Source organism: Citrobacter pasteurii (assembly GCF_019047765.1).
Taxonomy (GTDB): domain Bacteria; phylum Pseudomonadota; class Gammaproteobacteria; order Enterobacterales; family Enterobacteriaceae; genus Citrobacter; species Citrobacter pasteurii.
Window position 1 is genome coordinate 1,102,181 of the sequence record NZ_CP077262.1, and the last position, 22,703, is coordinate 1,124,883.

At 52.7% G+C, this 22,703-nt stretch carries 19 protein-coding genes and 4 pseudogenes; 9 read left to right on the forward strand and 14 right to left on the reverse strand.

The window, feature by feature from the left end:
* Positions 1-20 precede the first annotated feature (20 nt).
* Complete coding sequence (locus I6L54_RS05410; RefSeq protein ID WP_040232029.1) at positions 21-899, reverse strand: LysR family transcriptional regulator; 879 nt, start codon at positions 897-899, stop codon at positions 21-23.
* A 104-nt stretch (positions 900-1,003) separates the two neighbouring features.
* Between I6L54_RS05410 and eamB the strand changes: the two genes are divergently transcribed.
* Complete coding sequence (eamB, locus tag I6L54_RS05415; RefSeq protein WP_024906929.1) at positions 1,004-1,591, forward strand: cysteine/O-acetylserine transporter; 588 nt, start codon at positions 1,004-1,006, stop codon at positions 1,589-1,591.
* Positions 1,592-1,690: 99 nt separating this feature from the next.
* On the opposite strand, the gene I6L54_RS05420 is transcribed toward eamB, so the two are convergent.
* Together I6L54_RS05420 and I6L54_RS05425 are read right to left on the reverse strand one after the other, a co-directional pair.
* Positions 1,691-2,701 carry an aldo/keto reductase gene (locus I6L54_RS05420; protein ID WP_024906928.1) on the reverse strand — a complete coding sequence of 337 codons (1,011 nt, stop codon included), beginning with the start codon at positions 2,699-2,701 and terminating at the stop codon, positions 1,691-1,693.
* A gap of 110 nt (positions 2,702-2,811) precedes the next feature.
* Positions 2,812-3,213, reverse strand: coding sequence for a MarR family winged helix-turn-helix transcriptional regulator (locus tag I6L54_RS05425; RefSeq protein ID WP_024906927.1), 402 nt, complete (start codon positions 3,211-3,213; stop codon positions 2,812-2,814).
* Positions 3,214-3,450: 237 nt separating this feature from the next.
* On the opposite strand from I6L54_RS05425, the gene I6L54_RS05430 reads away from it, so the two are divergent.
* Positions 3,451-4,839 (forward strand): MFS transporter, encoded by a 1,389-nt coding sequence (locus tag I6L54_RS05430; RefSeq protein WP_052463763.1) that lies wholly within the window; start codon positions 3,451-3,453, stop codon positions 4,837-4,839.
* 239 nt (positions 4,840-5,078) lie between these two features.
* On the opposite strand, the gene I6L54_RS05435 is transcribed toward I6L54_RS05430, so the two are convergent.
* Complete coding sequence (locus I6L54_RS05435) at positions 5,079-5,612, reverse strand: carboxymuconolactone decarboxylase family protein (protein ID WP_040232031.1); 534 nt, start codon at positions 5,610-5,612, stop codon at positions 5,079-5,081.
* 121 nt (positions 5,613-5,733) lie between these two features.
* Here I6L54_RS05435 and I6L54_RS05440 point away from each other — a divergent pair, with 121 nt between their 5' ends.
* Positions 5,734-6,642 carry an AraC family transcriptional regulator gene (locus tag I6L54_RS05440; RefSeq protein ID WP_040232032.1) on the forward strand — a complete coding sequence of 303 codons (909 nt, stop codon included), beginning with the start codon at positions 5,734-5,736 and terminating at the stop codon, positions 6,640-6,642.
* An 18-nt stretch (positions 6,643-6,660) separates the two neighbouring features.
* Here the strand turns inward: I6L54_RS05440 and I6L54_RS05445 are convergent, their stop codons facing one another.
* The 9 genes and pseudogenes from I6L54_RS05445 to I6L54_RS05485 all read right to left on the reverse strand — a co-directional run bounded on the left by I6L54_RS05445 (position 6,661) and on the right by I6L54_RS05485 (position 14,548).
* The gene (locus I6L54_RS05445; RefSeq protein WP_040232034.1) at positions 6,661-7,596 is read right to left on the reverse strand and encodes a GlxA family transcriptional regulator; all 936 of its coding nucleotides are present in this window, start codon (positions 7,594-7,596) and stop codon (positions 6,661-6,663) included.
* Between the two features lie 10 nt (positions 7,597-7,606).
* The gene (locus tag I6L54_RS05450) at positions 7,607-8,806 is read right to left on the reverse strand and encodes an MFS transporter (protein WP_040232035.1); all 1,200 of its coding nucleotides are present in this window, start codon (positions 8,804-8,806) and stop codon (positions 7,607-7,609) included.
* Positions 8,807-8,848: 42 nt separating this feature from the next.
* The gene (locus tag I6L54_RS05455) at positions 8,849-9,610 is read right to left on the reverse strand and encodes an SDR family oxidoreductase (protein WP_040232036.1); all 762 of its coding nucleotides are present in this window, start codon (positions 9,608-9,610) and stop codon (positions 8,849-8,851) included.
* A 29-nt stretch (positions 9,611-9,639) separates the two neighbouring features.
* On the reverse strand, positions 9,640-10,455 hold the full coding sequence (locus I6L54_RS05460; RefSeq protein ID WP_040232038.1) for an SDR family NAD(P)-dependent oxidoreductase: 816 nt from the start codon (positions 10,453-10,455) through the stop codon (positions 9,640-9,642).
* Between the two features lie 300 nt (positions 10,456-10,755).
* Positions 10,756-11,181, reverse strand: coding sequence for a glutaredoxin-dependent arsenate reductase (gene arsC, locus I6L54_RS05465; protein ID WP_040232040.1), 426 nt, complete (start codon positions 11,179-11,181; stop codon positions 10,756-10,758).
* Between the two features lie 12 nt (positions 11,182-11,193).
* Entirely contained in the window at positions 11,194-12,483 is a 1,290-nt protein-coding gene (gene arsB, locus I6L54_RS05470) for an arsenite efflux transporter membrane subunit ArsB (RefSeq protein ID WP_040232041.1), read from the reverse strand.
* Positions 12,484-12,604: 121 nt separating this feature from the next.
* A pseudogene (gene arsD / locus I6L54_RS05475) lies at positions 12,605-12,829 on the reverse strand (arsenite efflux transporter metallochaperone ArsD); the annotation flags it as partial.
* 47 nt (positions 12,830-12,876) lie between these two features.
* Positions 12,877-13,227, reverse strand: coding sequence for an As(III)-sensing metalloregulatory transcriptional repressor ArsR (gene arsR / locus I6L54_RS05480; protein WP_000060257.1), 351 nt, complete (start codon positions 13,225-13,227; stop codon positions 12,877-12,879).
* A gap of 210 nt (positions 13,228-13,437) precedes the next feature.
* Positions 13,438-14,548, reverse strand: a pseudogene (locus I6L54_RS05485) (IS3 family transposase).
* A gap of 80 nt (positions 14,549-14,628) precedes the next feature.
* Between I6L54_RS05485 and I6L54_RS05490 the strand changes: the two are divergent.
* The 6 genes and pseudogenes from I6L54_RS05490 to I6L54_RS05515 form a co-directional block, all read left to right on the forward strand.
* A pseudogene (locus I6L54_RS05490) lies at positions 14,629-15,075 on the forward strand (IS3 family transposase); the annotation flags it as partial.
* 249 nt (positions 15,076-15,324) lie between these two features.
* Entirely contained in the window at positions 15,325-16,248 is a 924-nt protein-coding gene (locus I6L54_RS05495) for a fructokinase (RefSeq protein ID WP_040232046.1), read from the forward strand.
* Between the two features lie 165 nt (positions 16,249-16,413).
* Positions 16,414-17,931, forward strand: a complete 1,518-nt coding sequence (locus I6L54_RS05500) for a carbohydrate porin (protein ID WP_040232047.1) — start codon at positions 16,414-16,416, stop codon at positions 17,929-17,931.
* 137 nt (positions 17,932-18,068) lie between these two features.
* Complete coding sequence (locus I6L54_RS05505) at positions 18,069-19,439, forward strand: sucrose-specific PTS transporter subunit IIBC (protein ID WP_040232049.1); 1,371 nt, start codon at positions 18,069-18,071, stop codon at positions 19,437-19,439.
* Positions 19,439-20,839: a sucrose-6-phosphate hydrolase gene (locus I6L54_RS05510; RefSeq protein ID WP_040232051.1), complete on the forward strand. Its 1,401-nt coding sequence runs from the start codon at positions 19,439-19,441 to the stop codon at positions 20,837-20,839. The genes I6L54_RS05505 and I6L54_RS05510 overlap by 1 nt, the downstream gene beginning before the upstream one ends.
* A gap of 29 nt (positions 20,840-20,868) precedes the next feature.
* Positions 20,869-21,873, forward strand: coding sequence for a LacI family DNA-binding transcriptional regulator (locus I6L54_RS05515; RefSeq protein WP_003029591.1), 1,005 nt, complete (start codon positions 20,869-20,871; stop codon positions 21,871-21,873).
* A gap of 165 nt (positions 21,874-22,038) precedes the next feature.
* On the opposite strand, the pseudogene I6L54_RS05520 reads toward I6L54_RS05515, so the two are convergent.
* Positions 22,039-22,643: pseudogene (locus I6L54_RS05520) on the reverse strand (IS3 family transposase); the annotation flags it as partial.
* Positions 22,644-22,703 lie beyond the last annotated feature (60 nt).

Sequence of the window (22,703 nt, forward strand, 5' to 3'; positions counted from 1 at the left end):
AAGCAATACGAGGGCAGCGATCAGGCATCCAGACTCTCCCGTAAGGACTGAATAAACAGCTCCATTGCTGGCGTAATGACCTTACCTGAGTGATGAGCACACACTGCAGAAAGGGTTTCAGGGCGTGGTGACAGAGGAAGTTCTTGCAACAGTCCGGCACGCAGCTCTTTCTCCACCGTGAATCGCGGTAAGTACGTCACGCCTGTATTAGCCATCACGCACTGCTTAATGCTTTCAATGCTGATGAGTTCAATGGTGGAGTCAATCGTTATTTTTCTTTGTCTGAGGACAGATTCAAACATCAGACGGAATACACATTGTTTTTCATTAATAATGAAACTAACGGGGATATGCTGATTTCCCCGAGTGAAATCAACCAGTGCTAATTCGGGAGAGGCAACGAGCACGAGAGGATGTTCGCCATAGTTTTCCATAATGAGAGAAGCATCATTGCCCACACGATAGAAAATCCCCAAATCAATTTCATTGGCCAGCAAGCTGTCACGGATTGTATAACAGTTCTGGGATTGCAGAGACAGCAACACATTCGGCGCTCTTTTCTTAAAACTCTTCAGCACCTGCGGGATCTTGTAGGAGAGCAGCGTCTCGCCCACGGCAAGGCGCAATTCACCTTCCGGTTCATCGTTTCGCTGGACAGCCTGCTTAATGCTATTTATAACGACCATCATTTCATGAATATGGGGCATCATATTCCTGGCGGCATCCGTTGGCACCATGCGGCGACCAATTTTTTCAAACAGCTGAACGCCGTATTCGGCCTCAAGTTGTCTGATCTGAAATGTAACCGTTGACTGCGTACAGCAAAGTTTACTGGCTGCTTTGGCAAACGATCCTTCTTCCAGAATGGTCCTGAGGGTTAACAAACGACGTAAGTTCAAGATTGTCTCCTGTGAAGTATTCATAATGTTGAATCATGAATGCGAAAACATTCAATATTTTTTCTTATTGGCATCCTCTAAATTAAAAAAAAAGAGGAGTTATTATGTCACTTTCAATTGCTGGCGCTTTTCTGGCTTATACTTTCATCACTGCACTTACCCCAGGTCCTAATAACATTCTGGCTCTGAGCTGCGTGCATACTCACGGGTTTCATAAAAGCCTACGTCCACTGGCTGGCATGGGGGCTGGATTTCTCATTATTATGCTTCTGTGCGCCTTATTTACCGTGGCGATAACCCGGACACTGCCTTCCGTAACCCACTGGCTGACCTGGTTAGGCGTGATTTATATTCTCTGGCTGGCACTGAAAATAGCCCGAAGCCAGCCTGCAAATAACACCCGTTCTGACGTCCCACTGAGCTTCAGAACCAGTTTTTTACTGCAGTTTGCGAATGTAAAAATCATCCTTTATGGAGTAACGGCGCTCTCTACTTTCGTCATTCCCTATACCAGCAGTCAGGTCTGGATTATTCTGATCAGCGTTCTGCTGGCTTTGATCGGTGTTTTTGGCAACCTCTGCTGGGCGGCAGCAGGACACCTTTTTCAGGCGCTTCTTCGCCAGCACGGTCGCCTGGTCAATAGGATCCTTGCAGGGGCACTGGTACTGGTCGCAGTGGATATGTTGTTGTGAAACACATACAGTTCGCTTGATCCTGTTCCCGTCATTTCAGTCGGATAAACTGACAACAGTTCTGATGTCAGTTTATCCCCCAGGGCTATAGCCCTAATGTTATGCCACGGGTTTACCCGGTATAACATGCCCCAGTAATGCCTGCACGGGGGCAGTTTTAATGTCATTGTCAAACTGGCTGACGCTGTTCAGCCTGTCGATTTGTGCCTCTGTGAGATTCGCCCCTGAAAACCCCACATTACTGACGTACTGCGCCTGGGTCCGGGGGCCAATAATAGGGATACATTCCTGTGCAGCAACCCAGGCAATAGCTACCTGGTCCGGGCTTGCCCCGTTTTCAGTGGCTATAGCCAGAACTTCGTCGAGAATGGCGCTCCGCTGTTCGTTGTTTTCCGCCTGGAATACCTTTCCGCCCATCCCTTCTGCCCTGCCTTTTTCACCGGCGCGGTATTTGCCTGTGAGCATTCCACCGCCCAGCGGGGACCAGGTTATGGGTGTTATCTGCAGCGCCTGACAGGCTTTCAGCATGTCACGTTCGGGCTGACGTGAAACCAGACTGTACTGGAACTGAGAGGCGACAATCGGCACCGCGCGAGACAGCTCGGCAAGCGTTGCTGCGCGTGCCAGCCGCCAGGCCGAAAAATTGGACAAACCGGCGTAAAGAATTTTTCCGGCTCTGGACAGATCTTCAAGCCCCCGTACCAGTTCTTCTGACGGCGTAATATCGTCAGGATGATGAACCCAGTATAAATCGATACGATCGGTTTTAAGCCGCTTCAGACTCGACTCCACCGAAGACACCATCGCCCGGCGACTGTTGCCTGTAACCAGCCCGCCAGCTGCTTTAGATGCGCCGCTCGAATATTTTGTCGCAAGAAAGAAATTCTCTCTGCGTCCCTGAAGGAGGGCCCCCAGAAACTCTTCTGATTCACCGAACTGATACACATCAGCCGTATCTATAAAGTTACCGCCATCCTCTGCAAAAGCATCTAAAATCGCCCGACTTTCGTCTAACGATGCGCCGTATCCCCACCGCATGCCAAAATTTGCCGTTCCCAGGGCTACTGAAGAGACTCGAACGCCTGTATTGCCAAGGATCTGATATTTCACATTGTCACCTCTTGCTTATGTTTATGATTTACCATGTCTTTGAAGGAGACCTGGATTAGCGGGTATATGCCCGTATATCATCTTATTCTTTTACGCTGACAACCTGCAATTCAGATTTGGTGAAAAATGTTCTGCAGCGCCATGACGTTGTCCGCGCCAAGACGTTCTTCAATGATGTGCTGGCAGCGCTGCCAGGACGGAAACGCGTCTCTGATAAGCGCTTCACCCTCAGGGGTGATAGAGACCTGCTGCTGCCTTTTGTCCATACCATCACGGTCAACCTGCAACCACCCCTGACGCGCCAGAACGGTGACGTTTCGTCCTACCGTAGAACGATCCAGCCCGGCGATATCACCGAGCCGGGTAAGGCTTACGGGATTATTGTTTATCACCAGCCTCATCAACGAATACTGAGCAATATTGATGCCATAGGCATCCAACTCGGCATCGTAAATCGCGGTCATCTTACGTGTGAAATCACGCAGATTTTTACAGTAGCAGGGAGAACTCATATCCAGTGCCCATATCAAGATCAGATAACAAAAGGGATTTAAGAGCATATACCCGCATTAGATCTGAGTCCAGAATGCGACACCGGAAAATAAACATTTGATGCAGTGACTCCCTGGCTGAACCCGAAGGTTTATTGACCTGCTGGAAAGCGTTGACGCTGATCGCAATATGTGGGTATATACACGTATATTGTTATACCCGTAGTCAGCGGACAGCGCTTTGTTCAGAGAGGAAACATGGCCATTAATTCATCAACCATAGCATCGAGTTCACCGTCACGTATTCACCCGGCTGGCCTGCTTTCAATCGGGCTGGGCAGCATCCTGAGCTCACTGGACTTATTTGTCGTCAATCTTGCCTTCCCGTCGATCAGCCGAAGTTTTCCCGAACACCCCGAGGCCACACTGTCACTGATTCTGACGATCTTCTCAGTCTGTTTTGCCTCCACTCTGGTGCTGAGCGGCCGTTTTGCTGACCGGTACGGCCGACGGACTATTTTCTCGGTAGGTCTGGCCCTGTTTGGTCTGTCGAGCCTGCTCTGCGGGCTGGCGCCCACGCTCTGGATACTCATCGCCGCGCGGGCAATACAGGGGGTTGCTGCGGCCATGCTCATCCCGACAAGCCTTGGGCTACTACTGGGTGCATATCCTCAGGAGAAGCATAAGCAGATGATCGGGTTCTGGGCAGCCACCGGCTCGGTTGCGGCCGCGGCGGGCCCTGTCCTGGGTGGCTTTCTGGTTCAGGCGGACTGGCATCTGATTTTCTTCATCAACGTGCCCATCGTGATTGGGGCTCTCATCTGTACCCGATACCTGAAAGAAAGTGCACCGCATAACGGGCCTGCCCCCGATATTGCTGGAAGCGTACTCCTGACGTCAGGAATAGCTCTCCTCACCGCCACCATAGCTCATACTTCGGAATGGGCCACCCACAAAGCCGCTATTTTCGCGGGAAGTATGGGAGCCATCGTCGTTCTGACGGTATTTGTGTACCACTGCCTGAAATCCTCCCGTCCTCTTCTCGACCTGAGTCTGTTCCATTCCCGGGCTTTCACAACGGCAACAATAGGCATGGGATGTTTTTATATGAGTTTTGCCGTTATGTTACTTGGCGGCACGATGTTTCTGACCCAGGCATGGCACCTGACCGCCGCACAGGCAGGTCTTGCTTTTGCTGCGGGACCCGGCACCGCCGTTGTCGCCTCGCTGCTTATCGGGAGGGTAAAGGCCACTCCACAGAACCTTGCTGTCGCAGGCTCCGTACTGTACTTCCTGAGTGGACTCTGGTGGTTTTTAACGCTCAGCGACCATACCGATAATGCCTGGTTACTGAACTATTTGCCCGGACTGATTATGACCGGACTCGGTGCGGGTATCGCGCAGACGGGCTTTATGGCAGGTGCGGTTTCCGGGCTTCCGGCCCATATGTATTCGACAGGAACAGGGCTGATCAACACCTCACGCCAGATTGGTGCGGCGATCGGCGTTGCGCTTTTTGTTGCTCTAAGCGGTAAAGCTGCTGCACCCGAATCCTTCCATGCAGCCTGGCTGCTGATGAGCCTGTGCGGCCTTATTGCGGCGCTGTCGGCGAATTACCTGCGCCGAAAAATTTCCCCGAAAAAGTAAATGCCTCAGCAACACGGGAGCAAGTCAATGTCCGCTCCTGGCACGAAGCGGACAGCCTCCTGGAACTGAAGGTATGCAATGAGCGAGAAGCGGACGATGGCAGATTACAATTAACAGTTGCCAGGTCACGAGATATTTTATTGTTACTCAGATACAATTCTCGCCGAAGACTGAGGCTACATCGCCCATTTATCATAATTGCTGTGGCAGAAAGGAATGTTTTTCTGCCACATACGGGGTCAGTTTACTTTTGGAAAATCCACCACGGTGTCATTCACACGGTTGATCATATTCGTAAACAGAATCGCACTGACTGCACTGATGACTTCCACTACCTGTCTATCGCTAAAGCCTGCTGCCAGAAAACGACTGACGGTTTCTTCTGGTAAGGTGTTGCGGGTCGTCACCAGAGTTTTTACAAATTTGACCAGTGCATCAATATGCGGATCTTCCGGGAACTCTCCCCGGCGTAATGCCTGAATTTGCTCAACGCTGTAACCTGCCATTTTCCCGGTCAACGTATGCGCCGCCAGACAGTAATCACATCCAGACACTTCACTGACCACAAGGTTAACGGCTTCAATTTCCTGTTTATTCAGCTGGCTTTTCGCCAGCGTGGCGTTGTGTTGCAATGCCTGACCCAGAATGTCGGGGGCGATCCCGATGGTCTGGTAGGCATTCGGGACTTTACCCATCGCTCGTTTAATGGCGCTGAAGAGATCTGCAGTATTGCCAGTAGCATTTTCAGGTTGTACGGAAGTTAAACGGCTCATCATTTTTTCCTTTCAGTTTAAGGGTTTCGCCATATCGGCGATGAGCACATAATAGGGCGCTGCAGGCAGGCATGCAGGCCGTATCGTCTCGATTATTTGTCTTATCGTCTCAGGAGTCAGAGTGGACAACCTCAGTCGTTTGCTTTCCTTACTTACGCCAGCATGTAGTGTCAATCTTCACTGCCGTTTTGCCGGGCGCTGGGATGCCGACCACCCGCAACAAGCCGCCGGTATTGTGCCCTGGCATGTCATTCTTCGTGGCGAAACGCGGCTGATTGTTGAAGGGAAGACGTTCGATGTGCGCGCCGGTGATATCATTCTGTTCCCGCACGGATCCCCGCATTTATTGCAAAGCCTGGTGGACTGGGGGCAGGTCGTTCCTGCTCAGGTCAACAATAATGGCATCGTCACTGAAGTGTGGACGGAAGGGCCGGGGCCTGCGGTCGAGGTATTGTGTGGAGAGTTCCATTTCGGGCCGGGTTATCGCTGGATGTTCGCCGATGAAACAACACTGATCCACCTCCGTACCGATGATCAACACGATTGCCCTGAACTGGAAACGCTGCTGGTAATGCTGGTACGCGAAAGTCTGGGCGGTTTACCGGGCAGTGCGAGTATCGTTAAGGGGCTGGCAGATACGTTGCTTGCGCTAATCCTGCGTATTTTGCTGTCGCTGCACGAGCCTCCTGCGGGTGTTTTACGGCTACTGAGCGACAAACGTCTTGCTCCTGCCGTTCTGGCCGTCATCGCTGATCCTGCATTTCCATGGACGATGGCGTCGATGGCGCAACGCTGTTTTCTGTCACGCGCCACCTTCGCCCGCCACTTTTCACACAGCTATCATCAGACGCCCCAGGTCTGGCTCAACCAGTTACGTATGGTGTTAGCAGCAAGACTGCTTTCAGAAGAGAAAAACCTGACAGCAGAGAGAGTGGCTGAACAGTGTGGTTTTTTGTCTCTGTCGTCTTTTTCTAAAGCGTTCAAAAAAACCTGGGGCATAACGCCTGCCCTGCACCGTAAACGTGGGTAGAGTGAACCACGCCGTATATTAACGCCCTGCGCGAAGCGACTGAGGTGGAATGCCATACCCGCGAATAAACACCTCCCGCATATGCCGTCTGTCGCGAAAACCGGACTCGCGGGCAATGGCATCCAGTGACAGACGGCTTTGCTCAATCATTAAGCGCGCGGCCTCAAGCCGCAGTCCTTCAATGGCTTTTGCCGGAGATTTGCCCGTCTCCTGACGAAACAGGCGGCTGAGCTGGCGAGCGCTGACATGCACCGCATCGGCAAGGATTTCCACCGTCAGCGTTTTGCGCAGATTGTGGCGGGCATATTCCAGCGCTGTTTGCAGACGATCGGAGCGGGGTGCCAGGGCCAGCATTTCCGAGTGTTGTGTCTGACCGCCGGAGCGACGCTGATTCATCACCAGACGGTGTGCTACCGTACGGGCAATGTCTGCACCGAGATCTTTCTCCACCATACCGAGCGCCATATCCAGCCCCGCAGTCATGCCTGCTGATGTCCAGATTGTGTCATCAATGATAAAAATACGATCATCTTCAAGCTGAATCGTGGGATGCTGCGAGGCCAGACTCTGTGAGTGCGCCCAGTGCGTAGTGGCACGTTTTTGCTCCAGCAGCCCGGCCTGTGCCAGCACAAATGCACCGGTACAGATCCCTGCAATCCGGCGTGTCTGGCGGGCAGTGGTTTGCAGAAAATGGACCACCCCAGGACTGGCGGGTTCCTCCATGGGTGAAAGCACGCCTGCCACCAGCCAGGTGTCCACCCGCGTTTCCTCGCTCAACTTTACCGAATCCACGCCGATACCCGAAGAAGAACGTACGGTTCCGCCGTGTTCGGAGTAGACCACAGGCTGGTAAAATGGGCGTTCAGCCACCAGATTGGCAAACTCAAATACCGTCAGCGTAGACAACGCCAGCATCTGAAAATGATCGGCAATGATTAATCCTATACGGTGCATCGCAACTCCTTTATGACAGGCGGACCGCCTGATATTTCGCGGCGCGGGCCCGTAACCGCTCAGAAGTCCACAGGCTGGTCAATGCCAGAAGCAGGAACAGGACTGAGCTTATCATTACTCCGTAAAAGCCCGACAGTGGATAAAGCCATGATGCCACAGCCGATCCAAAACCAATGCCACAGAACATAAAGGCACTGGTTAATGCCAGCGAAATTCCACGTGTTTCCGCTGTCGAGATCTCCACAATACGCCGCTGTTGAGTAGGCCATAACAGGTCAGTGGAAAAGGCCCAGACGACCAGCAGGAGATACAGCAATGACAGCCGGGCCGGTAGCAGCATGACGAGCAGCATATCCGCCACCAGTAACGTCAGACCGGTAACCAGTAAGTGTTCCGCGCTGTAGTGACGTGCTGCCCGGGCAACAAAAAGATTCCCCACAATACCCGCCACACCGATAACAGCCAGAGCGATGGAGGTGGCCGACGTATCACCCAGCCAGCGATCGCGGATCATCGGCGAGATAAAGGCGTACATATCGTACACACCAGAGGTGATAAAAAAGACGACCAGAAAGGCTGCCAGTGATTTGCCCTCCCTGAGTACCATGCCGACCTGGCGTAAGCGGATATCAACACCTTTGACGACGTCCGGTACCAGCAGAAATACGGCACCTGCAGTGAGGATACTCACCAGCGCGATAATCGTGAATAACATACGCGCGCCCAGGACCGTGGCCAGCCATGCCGCTAGCGGAATACCGACCATACTGGCCATTGATACACCCAGCAGGATCATGGCAATGGCGCTGCCACGCTCTTCAGGGGCGACTAATTCTGCGCCGAGCGCAATCAGTACCGGACCGATCAGGGAAGCGCCCAGCCCCATTACAATCCGCGAAGCCACCAGTACCCTGTAGTCAGGAGCGATGGCAAAAATCAGAGCTCCCAGCCCAAATACCAGCATACCTGCCAGCACCTGTGTTCTGCGCATGAGCTTGCCGAATATAACCTGCGCCAGCGGCGCACCCAGCGCAAATGTCAGACCGAAAATAGACAGAAGACGGGCACTTTGTGCATCACTGATCCCCCATTCCTGAGAAATCGGGACCAGACTACCCGCCACAGAAAGTGAACCGGTCGCCTGAATAAAATACGCCAGGCTAAGTGCCCATAATGCACGTCTTTGAGACGTGGACAGGTGATTTTGCATCATTAACTCCAGAGAAGGGGCAGTTGCCTGCCCCAGAGCAGGTCAGGCAACCGGTATTGGGTTATCCACCATCGACTGATTAAACGCGTTCACCATCTCGTGTTCATTAACACCCTGATTCGCACGGGCTGGCAGCACACTGTCGACAATCGCTTCAATGGCGTCTGTCGCCAGTTTGTCAAAGGTCTGCTGGATAAAATCGGCTAATGGCATTGCGCGGGAATCACCGCTTTTGTAGATCAAATCGGTATCGACCCAGGGCGGTGAAATCTCGATCACATTCACACCGGCATCGCGCAGTAAAAAACGCTGCGACAGGGTGTAAGAATGAATCGCTGCTTTGGTTGCTGAGTAGAGTGCATTCGTCACCAGGGGTAAAAAAGCCAGAATCGAACTGTTGTTGATCAATACCGCATCCGGTTGTTGTTTCAGGTGCTCAACAAAGGCTGAACTGACCCGAACAGTGCCCAACAGGTTCGTGTCCAGTAAGGTGGTGGCCATATCGTCATCCAGTTCGGCTGCGGCATTATCGAAGGGCATAATGCCAGCGTTATTGATCACCACATTCAGTGCCGGATAGCGGGAGAGCACCTCTTTCGCCGCCGATTTAATGCTGGATACATCGGTGACATCCAGCACCACGGAATTCATTCCCGGATTGGCAGCCGTGACCGAGTCAAGAAGAGCTTTACGACGGCCTGAAATGATCACCTGATTACCCAGTTGATGAAATTTTTCTGCCATCGCGCGGCCAATACCCGACGTGCCGCCAGTGATAAAAATAGTGTTGCCTGTCAGTTTCATACGGTTATTCCTGTTGGCTAAATATAAGGTTAGTGAGTAAGTCCGGCGCGATAACGGCCGGCGGGTACATTACTGGAGAGGTGCGGGATCATGGCCTGGCGACTACTTTCCATCGCCTGCCAGTAAACGTCGTTATGCAGTGACGGGATGGTGACAAGTTCCCCGTTAAGAAAACCCGTCAGCGCCGCGTCCACCAGGTCGTAAGCGCTCATTACTATTGACTTATCGAGTTGGTCAAGGGGTAAACCGCCGTTATCCCAGAACGGCGTTGCTGTCGCTCCCGGCAGCACGGCCTGAATGTGGATGCCCTTTTCGGAGAGTTCATGGTGCAGTGACTGAGTGAATGCCAGCACAAAGGCCTTTGTGCCGCCATACACGCCGTTAAGCAGTTCCGGCGCAAGGCTGACAATCGATGAGATGTTGATGATGGCACCCACACCTCGCGCGACAAATCCGGGAACCACGCTGTAAGTCAGACGGGTCAGAGCAACGACATTGAGATTAATCATCGCCTGCATTTGATCGACATCGCTCGACAACAACGGCGTATGAGTTCCGACACCGGCATTGTTCACCAGCAGGGTAATGCTGGCATCGTCACGCAGTTTTTTCTCCAGAGCAGCAAACTGTTGGGCATCACCCAGATCGGTTGCCAGCACTTCCACATTGCGGGCGGTGTCAGCAGTAATGTGGCTGGCCATCTGATTCAGGCGGTTATGATTACGGGCGATAATGATCAGGTCGTATCCCATGCGCGCCAGTCGACTGGCGTAAACAGCACCAATGCCGGTGGATGCACCAGTGATGACGGCAGTGCCTTTACCTGATTGCGTTGCGAGACTCATTGCAGACTCCTTTCGATCACCATTGATTCGATGAGAGAATCATAAGTGAGAAAGTAATGTCGTAAATGACGATTATGGTAGTTATTTAGGACATTGCGTATTTCAGTTCAAATAACGGGCAGGAGAGAAAGTAACTATCGGGCTGCGGTTTCATTTCAGACACATAAGACTACTTACGGTGTGCAGTAATGTCCGCTTTTGGCACAAAGCGGACCGCCTGAAGTGTTGCGAGGCCTGCTATGAGCGAAAGGCGGGCACCCTCATAGCGTTAACAGGCGTCCGATATTTTGAACTGGCAGATTACTTAACCCACTTCCCCGTTTCGCCAATGACCTTCTCGCCATCCTCTTTGGTAAACGCTCCTTTCTGACGTTCCGGAAGAATATCCAGTACCTCTTCGGAAGGGCGGCACAGACGCGTTCCCAAAGATGTAACCACAATCGGGCGATTAATCAGAATCGGATGTTGCAGCATAAAGTCGATTAGCTGGTCGTCAGTAAATTTATCTTCTGCAAGACCCAGTTCCTCATACGACTCGACGTTCTTACGTAGCAAAGCACGGACGGAAATGCCCATATCCACAATGAGTTTGACCAGCTCATCGCGTGAAGGTGGGTTTTCGAGGTAAAGAATAACGGTCGGTTCAGTACCGCTGTTGCGGATCATCTCCAGCGTATTACGCGACGTGCCGCAGGCTGGGTTGTGATAAATGGTGATGTTGCTCATATCAGTATCTCATTACAAAGTGAAAGAGAGACGTAACGCCAGCGCGGCCAGCGTTACAAACAGCACAGGCAGAGTCATGACGATCCCGGTGCGGAAATAGTATCCCCAAGTGATGGTCATGTTCTTCTGTGAAAGGACATGCAGCCAGAGCAGCGTTGCCAGGCTACCAATAGGTGTAATTTTCGGTCCCAGATCGCAGCCAATCACATTGGCATAAAGCATCGCCTCTTTGATAACACCTGTTGCGGTGCTGCCATCAATAGATAGAGCGCCAACCAGCACGGTAGGCATGTTGTTCATAATGGAAGACAGGAGAGCCGTCAGGAAGCCGGTACCAAACGACGCAGCCCAAAGCCCTTTATCTGCCAGCACGTTCAGTACGCCAGAGAGATATTCTGTTAGACCGGCGTTACGCAGGCCATAGACCACCAGATACATCCCCAGAGAGAAGATGACGATCTGCCATGGCGCACCGCGAAGCACTTTGCCAGTGTTAATGGCATGGCCTCGTTTCGCCACCGCAAACAGAATGACAGCCCCAACAGCAGCAATCGCGCTGACCGGGATACCCAACGGCTCAAGGACGAAAAAGCCAACCAGAAGAAGGATCAACACTATCCATCCGGTTCTGAAGGTTGCCAGATCTTTAATCGCTTTTGCCGGTGCTTTAAGGAGATCCAGGTCGTAAGTTGATGGAATATCTTTGCGGAAGAACAGATGCAGCATCACCAGCGTGGCGATAATGGCGGCGATATCCACCGGCACCATTACCGACGCATACTCAGTGAAACCCAGCCCAAAGAAGTCTGCAGAAACGATATTAACCAGGTTGGACACGATAAGCGGCAGGCTGGCCGTATCCGCAATAAACCCGGCGGCCATGACAAATGCCAGCGTAGTACCTTTACTGAAACCTAATGTAAGCAGCATGGCGATGACAATTGGAGTAAGAATCAATGCCGCACCATCGTTGGCAAACAATGCCGCCACCGCTGCGCCTAGCAAGACGATATAGGTAAACAGCAAACGCCCCCGACCGTTACCCCAACGTGAAACGTGCAGCGCCGCCCATTCGAAAAAGCCGGATTCATCGAGCAGCAGGCTGATAATAATCACGGCAATAAAGGTCGCCGTCGCATTCCAGACGATATTCCATACAACAGAGATATCACCAAAATGGACTACGCCAGAGATCAACGCCAGTACTGCGCCCAATGTCGCACTCCAGCCGATCCCTAATCCCTTCGGTTGCCAGATAACCAACACGATGGTCAGGACAAAAATAGCGCTTGCCAGTAACATAAAACCTCCTGACAGGGCGACTTTGTCGCCCTGTATATGCCAAAAAATTAACTCATCAACTCTCTGAGCTTTTCAATACCGGCGGGCTCTGACGCCAGCACAGGAACAAGCGCTATACGGTCAGCGGATGCCCTTCTGTTCCAGATGCTTCGACGAATACTTTCGCTTTCTCATTCTGAACAAAGCTCATGGGCTGCTGCGCCAGTTTGTAACGTTCAACCTGTACGCCACGTCCTTTCAGCCACTGCACATCAGCAGAGAAATGAACCAGAACCTGATCGATATCTGAACCACATACGCCGGTACTGCAGCACATTGCCGGGTCAAACACCGTTAACGTTTTCACTCCAAATACATCACATTCGAAAAATCATATATGTTCAGGCAAATTTTTTAGATGCAAACAGCCTTACCGCTACCAGAGCAGTTTGCCGATGCCAGCTTACGGGCGATGGCCTGTACGTCGTCCTGTTGGCTTAACCAAGCCTGTTCAATCACCTGAGCAGCCCAGGAAGGAATATGCGGAGATAAGCGATAGTGAACCCACTTGCCCTGCTTGCGATCCAGCAATAGACCACTTTCCCGGAGCATTGCCAGATGACGGGAGATCTTTGGCTGCGACTGTTCCAGCGCCGTACAGAGATCGCACACGCACAGCTCTCCCATCTCCCTGAGCAGCAGCACGATGCCCAGACGGGTTTCATCGGAAAGGTTTTTGAAGAGTTGTAAGGATGTTAGTGACATCTGGCCTCCTGTCCTATTGAAGCTAGGATACTCCCATAAGGACCAAAATCAATATTTACATTCGAAAAAACATATGTGTTATTTAGAAGGATTTTTTTACTAACGATCAATAATTACGACTAACACACTAAAATCTAGTGAATTAAAGTGTTATACAGTTCCTAGAATACACACTTCATTATTGGTTTAGCTGGTGTAAATAGACCCGTTTTAGTTCCAGGCATTTTTTGAGATCCCGGCCAAATGATTGTGTTGCCGATATTCCTCCGGCGTCATATTGTTCAGTGATTCATGCGGGCGTTCACAGTTATATTCTGACACCCATCTTTCCGTGATTTCCCGCACTTCATTCAGCGTTCTGAACAGATAAAAATCGAGTATTTCTGTACGGTATGTTCGGTTAAAGCGCTCAATAAAAGCGTTCTGCGTCGGCTTACCCGGCTGAATAAATTCCAGTTTTACTGCATGTTGCTCTGCCCATTCAGCCAGTGCAAGTGAGATAAATTCCGGACCATTATCCATGCGTAGCATGACCGTATAGCCGCGATTTGCCGCGATCCTGTCGAGTACACGGACCACGCGCAAAGCTGGCAGATTCAGATCGATTTCAATCGACAATGCCTCACGGTTAAAGTCATCAACGACATTGAACGTGCGAAAACGACGGCCACAGACCAGAGCATCATGCATAAAATCGACAGACCAGCTCTGGTTCAGCGCTTCCGGTGTGGCCAGTGGCGAGGGATTACGCACCGGCAACCGTTGTTTGCCTTTACGGCGAAAATTCAGCTTCAGCAGACAATAAATACGATGGATCCTTTTGTGATTCCACGGGTATCCCTGCCGCCGCAGAACCTGGAAAAGTTTTGGAAAACCGTACCGTGGGTATCGCTCTGCCACTGCCTGTAACGCGACAATAACGGGTTCGTCACGCGTGGTATCCGGACGGTAATGGTAAACCGTTCTGCTCAGGTTCAGACTCCGGCAGGCCTGACGGATACTGAGTCCAAATGTCGTTATCAGATGAGTGACCAGCTCACGCTTAAAGGCTGGTTTTAAAGCTTTTTTTCGATAACGTCTTTCAGCGCCCGGTTCTCAAGGCTCAGGTCGGCAAACATCTGTTTGAGACGTCGATTCTCGTCCTCAAGATCCTTGATCTTTTTAATATCAGAAGCCTCCATGCGCCGTATCTGGACTTCCAGTTGTAGTAGGTGGCTTCAGAGATACCGGCCTCCCGGCAGACATCTTTAACGGTTCGTCCGGCTTCAACCGATTTAATTACAGCAATGATCTGATGCTCAGTAAAACGGGCTTTACGCATAGCGATCTCCTTTGTTGGCAGAGTGATTATGCCGGAGGGTCTCTAAATGTGAATGGCACGATTATGCGGGATACTTACAGTTATATCTGGCTGTTGTTCTCGATCTCTTCTCACGTCGGGTTATAGGCTGGAGCATGGGAGGACGAATGACCGCTGAATTAGTGATGGATGCATTATTGATGGCGGAATGGCGACGTAAACCGACAGCAGAAGTATTAATCCATTCAGATCAGGGTTCTCAATATACCAGCGAAAGGTGCCAGCATTTTATGGCATCTCACAATTTGAAAAGCAGCATGAGTCGTCGGGGTAATTGCCATGACAACGCAGTGGCAGAAAGCTTTTTCCAGTTGCTAAAACGGGAACGCATAAAGAGACGGATCTATAAAAACAGGGAAGAAGCGAAGGCAGATATCTTCGATTATGTAGAGATGTTTTATAATGCTAAACGCCGCCACAGTGCCTGTGAGGATCAACCCCCTGCAATTTATGAAAGTGCCTGGTTCATGAGGCACGGAACCGTCTAGGAAACTGAGGTCTATTCAAAATAAGATAAAACATAATAATTTCATCAAGTTGCATGGTAATTTATCCAGGATCCATTTGTGTCCAGGACGTAAGTCTTCACAGCTGTCGAATCAATTCTATTTCGTAAGGCGGCTCACGTTTTTATGCCCTGAGCAGCGCTTTTCCGGCTGGAACTTTCCACCCACTCATTCATTGTGATTTAATATGCTAAACCGGTTTAATTAAGTTTAGCCTTGGAGGGTTTTAGCATGAAAGCAAAAGTTTGGGTTCTGGGCGACGCAGTGGTGGACCTGCTACCGGAGAGTGAAGGGCGCTTGCTACAGTGCCCTGGAGGCGCGCCGGCTAACGTGGCGGTAGGGGTTGCCCGCCTTGGCGGCAACAGCGGATTTATCGGCCGCGTCGGCGGTGACCCGTTTGGCCGCTACATGCGTCATACCCTGCAACAGGAGCAGGTCGACGTCAGCCATATGTATCTTGACGATCATCACCGCACGTCCACTGTGGTGGTCGACCTTGATGACCAAGGTGAACGCACCTTTACCTTTATGGTACGCCCCAGCGCTGACCTGTTCCTGGCTGAAGAAGACCTGCCACAGTTTGCCGCCGGACAGTGGTTGCACGTCTGCTCCATCGCGCTCAGCGCCGAGCCCAGCCGCAGTGCTACCTTCGCGGCTATGGAGAACATCAAGTCTGTCGGCGGTCGGATCAGCTTTGACCCTAATATTCGTCCTGATCTCTGGCAGGATCAGGCTTTGCTGCAAGCCTGCCTCGATCGCGCTTTGTCCATGGCAAACGTGGTAAAGCTATCGGAAGAGGAGCTGGTCTTCATCAGCGGCAGTAAAGATTTAGCATACGGAATCGCCAGCGTAACAGAGCGCTATCAGCCGGAATTGCTACTGGTGACGCGGGGCAAAGCGGGGGTGCTTGCCGCTTTTCAGCAGAAGTGTACCCATTTCAGCGCTAAACCGGTTGTCAGCGTGGATACCACCGGTGCGGGCGATGCGTTTGTCGCCGGACTGCTTGCCAGCCTTGCTGCCAACGGGATGCCGGCGGATATCAATGCCCTGGAGCCAACGCTCGCTCTGGCGCAAACCTGCGGTGCCCTGGCAACCCTGGCGAAAGGCGCGATGACTGCCCTGCCATACCAGCGCGATCTACACCTCCAGATTTGATCCTAAATACCGTCGTACGCGGTCCACTTTGTTGCATCCATCACACTTATTAAACCGGTTTAGCAAAATCAATTTCAAAATGTTAAATGTCGTGCTTAACATAGCAACTAAACCGGTTTAGCAAAAGCACACAATGTTTTATTTTCCTTTTGGGATGCAATCAATATGTTCAGAAAAAGCACACTCGCGGCTCTTATCGCTTTGCTAACCGGCGCCGCCTCAGCCCATGCACAAACGGATCTCAGCAGTATCGAAGCCCGTTTAATTGCGCTGGAAAAACGCTTACAGGATGCCGAAAACAGAGCGCAAACGGCAGAAACCCGCGCAGAGTCGGCAGAGAAGAAAGTACAGCAGCTCACGACACAGCAACAAAAAACCCAGGACAGCACTCAGGAAGTGGCTCAGCGTACCGCCAAACTGGAGAAAAAAGCCGATGAGAAAAGCGGGTTTGAGTTCCACGGCTACGCCCGCTCCGGCGTGATAATGAATGACTCCGGCGCCAGCACCAAATCCGGAGCCTACATGACGCCAGCAGGGGAAACCGGTGGGGCTATTGGCCGCCTGGGAAACCAGGCCGATACCTATGTTGAAATGAATCTTGAACATAAGCAGACCCTGGATAACGGGGCAACGACCCGCTTCAAAGTCATGGTCGCCGACGGTCAAACCACTTATAACGACTGGACGGCGAGCACCAGTGATTTGAACGTGCGTCAGGCCTTTGTTGAACTGGGCAACTTGCCCACCTTCGACGGGCCGTTTAAAGGCTCCACCCTGTGGGCCGGGAAACGCTTTGACCGGGATAACTTTGACATTCACTGGATCGACTCGGATGTCGTGTTCCTCGCCGGTACCGGCGGCGGTATTTATGATGTCAGGTGGAACGACAGCGTTCGCAGCAACTTCTCTCTTTACGGGCGTAACTTCGGCGATATTGCTGATACCAGCAACAGTGTGCAGAACTACATCGTCAGCATGAACAATTTCATCGGGCCGGTGCAGATGATGGTCAGCGGGATGCGGGCAAAAGACAACGACGAACGCCAGGATACCAACGGTAATCCGGTCAAAGGCGATGCGGCAAATACCGGTGTACATGCGCTGCTCGGGTTGCACAACGACAGTTTTTACGGCCTGCGTGAAGGTGCCAGCAAAACCGCCCTGCTCTACGGTCACGGACTGGGTGCCGAAGTTAAAGGTGTCGGCTCTGACGGCGCGTTACGCTCGGGGGCTAACACCTGGCGCTTCGCCAGCTACGGCACCACGCCACTGAGCAAGAACTGGTTTATCGCTCCGGCGATACTGGCACAAACCAGTAAAGACCGTTATGTCGATGGCGACAGCTACCAGTGGGCAACCCTCAACATGCGTCTGATCCAGGAGATCAATCAAAACTTCGCCCTCGCTTATGAAGGCAGTTACCAGTATATGGATCTCAAACCTGAAGGTTATAACGATCGCCATGCGGTAAACGGCAGCTTCTACAAGCTCACCTTCGCCCCGACCTTTAAGGTTGGCGACATCGGCGATTTCTTCAGCCGTCCTGAAATCCGTCTTTACACCTCGTGGATGGACTGGAGCAAAAAACTCAATAATTACGCCAGCGATGACGCGCTGGGCAGCAGTGGTTTTAAATCGGGCGGCGAATGGTCGTTCGGGATGCAGATGGAAACCTGGTTTTGATGGTTAACACCTGGCGACAGTAACCGCCGGGGCGACAAAATACGTTTCGTCGCCCCGGACACAATAACAACGAAGAGAATGCGCCCCGGCTACCACGGGACGACAACTCGAAAATCAATACGCATTCAGAGGGTACTATGGATTTTGAACAGATTTCCCGCTCGCTACTTCCGCTTCTGGGAGGCAAGGAAAATATCGCCAGCGCCGCGCACTGTGCCACACGCCTGCGCCTGGTGCTGGTCGATGACTCACTGGCCGATCAGCAGGCCATCGGCAAAATTGATGGGGTGAAGGGCTGTTTCCGTAACGCCGGACAGATGCAGATTATCTTCGGCACCGGGGTGGTGAACAAAGTCTACGCCGCCTTTATCCAGGCGGCAGGGATTGGCGAATCCAGCAAATCGGAAGCTGCCGACATTGCGGCGAAAAAACTGAATCCTTTCCAGCGCATTGCCCGCCTGTTGTCGAACATCTTTGTGCCGATCATCCCGGCTATCGTCGCCTCCGGCCTGTTGATGGGCCTTCTGGGGATGGTTAAAACGTACGGCTGGGTCGACCCGGGTAACGCCATCTACATCATGCTGGATATGTGCAGCTCAGCGGCGTTTATTATTCTGCCGATTCTGATTGGCTTCACCGCCGCCCGCGAGTTCGGTGGTAATCCTTATCTTGGCGCGACGCTTGGCGGCATCCTGACTCACCCGGCGCTCACCAACGCCTGGGGTGTGGCCGCCGGTTTCCACACCATGAACTTCTTCGGCCTTGAGATTGCCATGATCGGCTATCAGGGCACGGTGTTCCCGGTGCTGCTGGCGGTGTGGTTTATGAGCATCGTTGAGAAACAGCTACGTCGCGTGATCCCCGATGCACTGGATCTGATCCTGACGCCGTTCCTGACGGTGATCATTTCCGGTTTTATCGCCCTGCTGATTATCGGCCCGGCTGGTCGCGCGCTTGGCGACGGTATTTCGTTTGTCCTCAGCACCCTGATTACCCACGCCGGTTGGCTGGCCGGACTGCTGTTTGGCGGTCTCTATTCGGTTATCGTCATTACCGGTATTCACCACAGCTTCCACGCCATCGAAGCGGGACTGCTGGGCAACCCATCCATCGGCGTCAACTTCCTGCTGCCGATTTGGGCGATGGCCAACGTCGCTCAGGGCGGTGCTTGTCTGGCGGTGTGGTTCAAAACGAAAGATGCCAAAATCAAAGCCATTACCCTGCCCTCGGCGTTTTCTGCCATGCTCGGCATCACCGAAGCGGCGATTTTTGGTATTAACTTACGCTTTGTAAAACCGTTTATCGCAGCCCTGATTGGCGGCGCGGTGGGCGGCGCGTGGGTGGCATCCATGCATGTTTACATGACCGCGGTGGGCCTGACGGCTATCCCTGGCATGGCTATCGTGCAGGCCAGCTCGCTGCTGAACTACATTATCGGGATGGTTATCGCCTTTGGCGTCGCCTTTGTCGTCTCCCTGGTACTGAAATACAAAACGGACGCTGAATAATGTCACATCCATCACGCCTGCCTGCGATTTTGCAGGCTGTTATGCAGGGCCAGCCGCGCGCGCTGACCGACAGCCACTATCCCCGCTGGCACCATGCGCCGGTGACCGGGCTGATGAACGATCCCAACGGCTTTATTGAATTTGCCGGACGTTATCACCTGTTTTATCAGTGGAACCCGCTCGCCTGCGATCATAAGTTCAAGTGCTGGGGGCACTGGAGCTCTGCCGACCTGCTGCACTGGCAACATGAGCCGATCGCGCTCATGCCGGATGAAGAGTATGACCGCAACGGCTGCTACTCCGGCAGCGCCGTGGATAGTCAGGGCACGCTCACCCTGTGCTATACCGGCAACGTAAAATTTGACGACGGCAGCCGAACCGCGTGGCAGTGCCTGGCGACGGAAAATGCCGACGGCACGTTTACCAAACTCGGCCCGGTATTACCGCTGCCGGAGGGCTATACCGGCCACGTGCGTGACCCGAAAGTCTGGCAGCACGAAGGTCGCTGGTACATGGTGCTGGGCGCACAGGATTTGCAAAAGCGTGGCAAGGTGTTGTTATTCAGCTCAGCGGACCTTCATGAGTGGACGAGTCAGGGCGAAATCGCCGGTTATGGCATCAATGGCCTGGACGACGCGGGCTATATGTGGGAATGCCCGGACCTGTTTGCCCTCGGCGACCAGCATGTCCTGATTTGCTGCCCGCAGGGCGTGCCTCGTGAGAAAGAGCGCTATCTCAACACCTACCCGGCAGTGTGGATGAGCGGCGATTTCGACTACCACCGCGCGGCCTTCGAGCATGGCGAACTGCACGAATTGGACGCAGGGTTTGAGTTCTACGCCCCGCAAACCATGCTTACCAGTGATGGCCGCCGTCTGCTGGTCGGCTGGATGGGCGTGCCGGAGGGCGAAGAGATGCTTCAACCGACCCTCACCAACGGCTGGATCCATCAGATGACCTGCCTGCGTGAGCTGGAGTTTATCGATGGTCAGCTATACCAACGTCCTCTACGAGAGCTGAGCGCCCTGCGCGGCGAAGCGCACGGCTGGGCAGGGAACTCCCTGCCGCTGGCACCGATGGAAATCGTTCTACAAACCACTGGGGACGATATTTTGAGCCTCGATTTTGACGGCGCATTAACCCTTGAACGCGATGCCAGCGGGATCCGCCTGGCCCGACCCAGTCTGGCCAGCGACGAGAAGCATTATCGTTACTGGCGCGGAGACGTCCGCTCGCTGCATATTTTCATCGACCAGTCTAGCGTGGAGATTTTCATCAACGGCGGCGAAGGAGTGATGAGCTGCCGCTACTTCCCGGCCTGTTCAGGGCAGCTAATGTTCTCCGGCATCACACCGGACGCATTCTGCTACTGGCCGCTGCGAACTTGCATGGTAGAATAAGCGTTTTGCCTCAAGCTCATGGCGTCGTAATGAAAACTAAACGCGTAACCATTAAAGATATCGCCGAACAGGCTGGCGTCTCAAAAGCGACCGCCAGCCTAGTACTGAACGGTCGTGGTAAGGAGCTGCGTGTGGCGCAGGAAACGCGTGAGCGAGTACTGGCGATTGCCCGTGAGCAGCACTATCAGCCAAGCATTCACGCCCGCTCGCTGCGCGACAACCGCAGCCACACCATCGGACTGGTGGTGCCGGAGATCACCAACCACGGCTTTGCGGTCTTTTCACATGAGCTGGAAATGCTGTGCCGCGAAGCAGGCGTCCAGCTATTGATCTCTTGTACTGATGAAAACCCCGGTCAGGAGAGCGTGGTGGTCAATAACATGATTTCCCGCCAGGTTGACGGTCTGATCGTCGCTTCATGTATGCACAACGATGCCGACTATCTTAAGCTCAGCCAACAACTGCCAGTAGTGCTGTTTGACCGTTGTCCTAATGAAAGCCTGCTGCCGCTGGTGATGACTGATTCGATTACCCCAACGGCGGAACTGATTTCCCGCATTGCACCTAAGCATAGCGATGAGTTCTGGTTTTTAGGCGGTCAGTCGCGTCTGTCGCCTTCACGCGATCGTCTGACCGGCTTCACGCAGGGTTTGGCTCAGGCGGGTATTGCACTGCGCCCGGAATGGGTGATTAACGGTAACTACCACCCGAGCTCAGGCTATGAGATGTTCGCCGCACTCTGCGCGCGACTTGGGCGGCCGCCTAAGGCGCTGTTCACTGCCGCCTGTGGACTGCTCGAAGGGGTACTGCGCTATATGAGCCAGCACCATTTACTCGACTCAGATATCCATCTGACGAGCTTTGACGATCACTATCTTTATGATTCGCTGTCGCTGCGTATCGATACCGTACAGCAGGATAACCGCCAGTTGGCCTGGCACTGCTATGATCTGATAAGCCAATTGATCGAGGGCGATACGCCCGAAACGCTACAACGCTACCTGCCCGCAACGCTGCAGTTTAGGCATCAGTAATAACTGAGCATTTTTGAATACCCTACAGAGGTGAAATCTGGTGCGAATCCAACAATCAAAAATCAATATTTGTAGTGATGTGATGCGGATAGGTCTTCACTGCATCAGTAATCACACCAATCGGTTTAAACGGCAAACTGAGTGGTGGTAAAGACTGACACCGGCATTATTACTGTCACTGTGGAACATCACTCCGGCGGGTTTACCGCGAGCTTCCCACGCAATTTCCAGCGCTTTGATGTCAGCTTGCTGTCCGGTGAGAATGACATTGCCCAACCCTCAGGTTTCCTTGCGAACAGATCGAGAACAACAGCAAGGTAAGCCCAACGCTTGCCTGTCCAGATATACGTCACATCGCCGCACCACACCTGATTCGGTTCTGTCACTGCAAACTGTCGCTCAAGGCGATTCGGGATAGCGGTGTGTTCATGACCACCACGTTTATACCGGTGGGTAGGCTGCTGACAACTCACCAGACCCGGTTCTTTCATGAGCCTTCCGGCAAGCCAGCGTCCCATTCTGAAGCCTTTCAGGGTTGCCATAATCGCGATACTTCTTGCGCCAGCAGAGCCATGGCTGATGTTATGCAGTTCCAGAACCTGACTGCGTAACACAGCTCGCATGCCGTCTGGCTTTTCGGGGCTTTTTCCCCAGTATTTGTAGCTGCTGCGATGAACCCCGAACACGTGGCAAAGTGTGACCACAGGATACTGCGCTCTGAGTTTCCTGATTAATGAGAACTGTTCAGGGAGTCTGACATCAAGAGCGCGGTTGTAGATTCAATTGGTCAGCGCAACAGTTATGTGAAAACATGAGGTTGCGGAGGATCT

What these genes read in the sequence shown, in the direction of transcription:
- eamB (WP_024906929.1), top strand. Translation starts at nt 1,004, where the DNA reads ATGTCACTTTCAATTGCTGGCGCTTTTCTGGCTTATACTTTCATCACT.
- I6L54_RS05425 (WP_024906927.1), bottom strand. Translation starts at nt 3,213, where the DNA reads ATGAGTTCTCCCTGCTACTGTAAAAATCTGCGTGATTTCACACGTAAG.
- I6L54_RS05430 (WP_052463763.1), top strand. Translation starts at nt 3,451, where the DNA reads ATGGCCATTAATTCATCAACCATAGCATCGAGTTCACCGTCACGTATT.
- I6L54_RS05435 (WP_040232031.1), bottom strand. Translation starts at nt 5,612, where the DNA reads ATGAGCCGTTTAACTTCCGTACAACCTGAAAATGCTACTGGCAATACT.
- I6L54_RS05445 (WP_040232034.1), bottom strand. Translation starts at nt 7,596, where the DNA reads ATGCACCGTATAGGATTAATCATTGCCGATCATTTTCAGATGCTGGCG.
- I6L54_RS05450 (WP_040232035.1), bottom strand. Translation starts at nt 8,806, where the DNA reads ATGCAAAATCACCTGTCCACGTCTCAAAGACGTGCATTATGGGCACTT.
- I6L54_RS05455 (WP_040232036.1), bottom strand. Translation starts at nt 9,610, where the DNA reads ATGAAACTGACAGGCAACACTATTTTTATCACTGGCGGCACGTCGGGT.
- I6L54_RS05460 (WP_040232038.1), bottom strand. Translation starts at nt 10,455, where the DNA reads ATGAGTCTCGCAACGCAATCAGGTAAAGGCACTGCCGTCATCACTGGT.
- arsC (WP_040232040.1), bottom strand. Translation starts at nt 11,181, where the DNA reads ATGAGCAACATCACCATTTATCACAACCCAGCCTGCGGCACGTCGCGT.
- arsB (WP_040232041.1), bottom strand. Translation starts at nt 12,483, where the DNA reads ATGTTACTGGCAAGCGCTATTTTTGTCCTGACCATCGTGTTGGTTATC.
- arsR (WP_000060257.1), bottom strand. Translation starts at nt 13,227, where the DNA reads ATGTCACTAACATCCTTACAACTCTTCAAAAACCTTTCCGATGAAACC.
- I6L54_RS05495 (WP_040232046.1), top strand. Translation starts at nt 15,325, where the DNA reads ATGAAAGCAAAAGTTTGGGTTCTGGGCGACGCAGTGGTGGACCTGCTA.
- I6L54_RS05500 (WP_040232047.1), top strand. Translation starts at nt 16,414, where the DNA reads ATGTTCAGAAAAAGCACACTCGCGGCTCTTATCGCTTTGCTAACCGGC.
- I6L54_RS05505 (WP_040232049.1), top strand. Translation starts at nt 18,069, where the DNA reads ATGGATTTTGAACAGATTTCCCGCTCGCTACTTCCGCTTCTGGGAGGC.
- I6L54_RS05510 (WP_040232051.1), top strand. Translation starts at nt 19,439, where the DNA reads ATGTCACATCCATCACGCCTGCCTGCGATTTTGCAGGCTGTTATGCAG.
- I6L54_RS05515 (WP_003029591.1), top strand. Translation starts at nt 20,869, where the DNA reads ATGAAAACTAAACGCGTAACCATTAAAGATATCGCCGAACAGGCTGGC.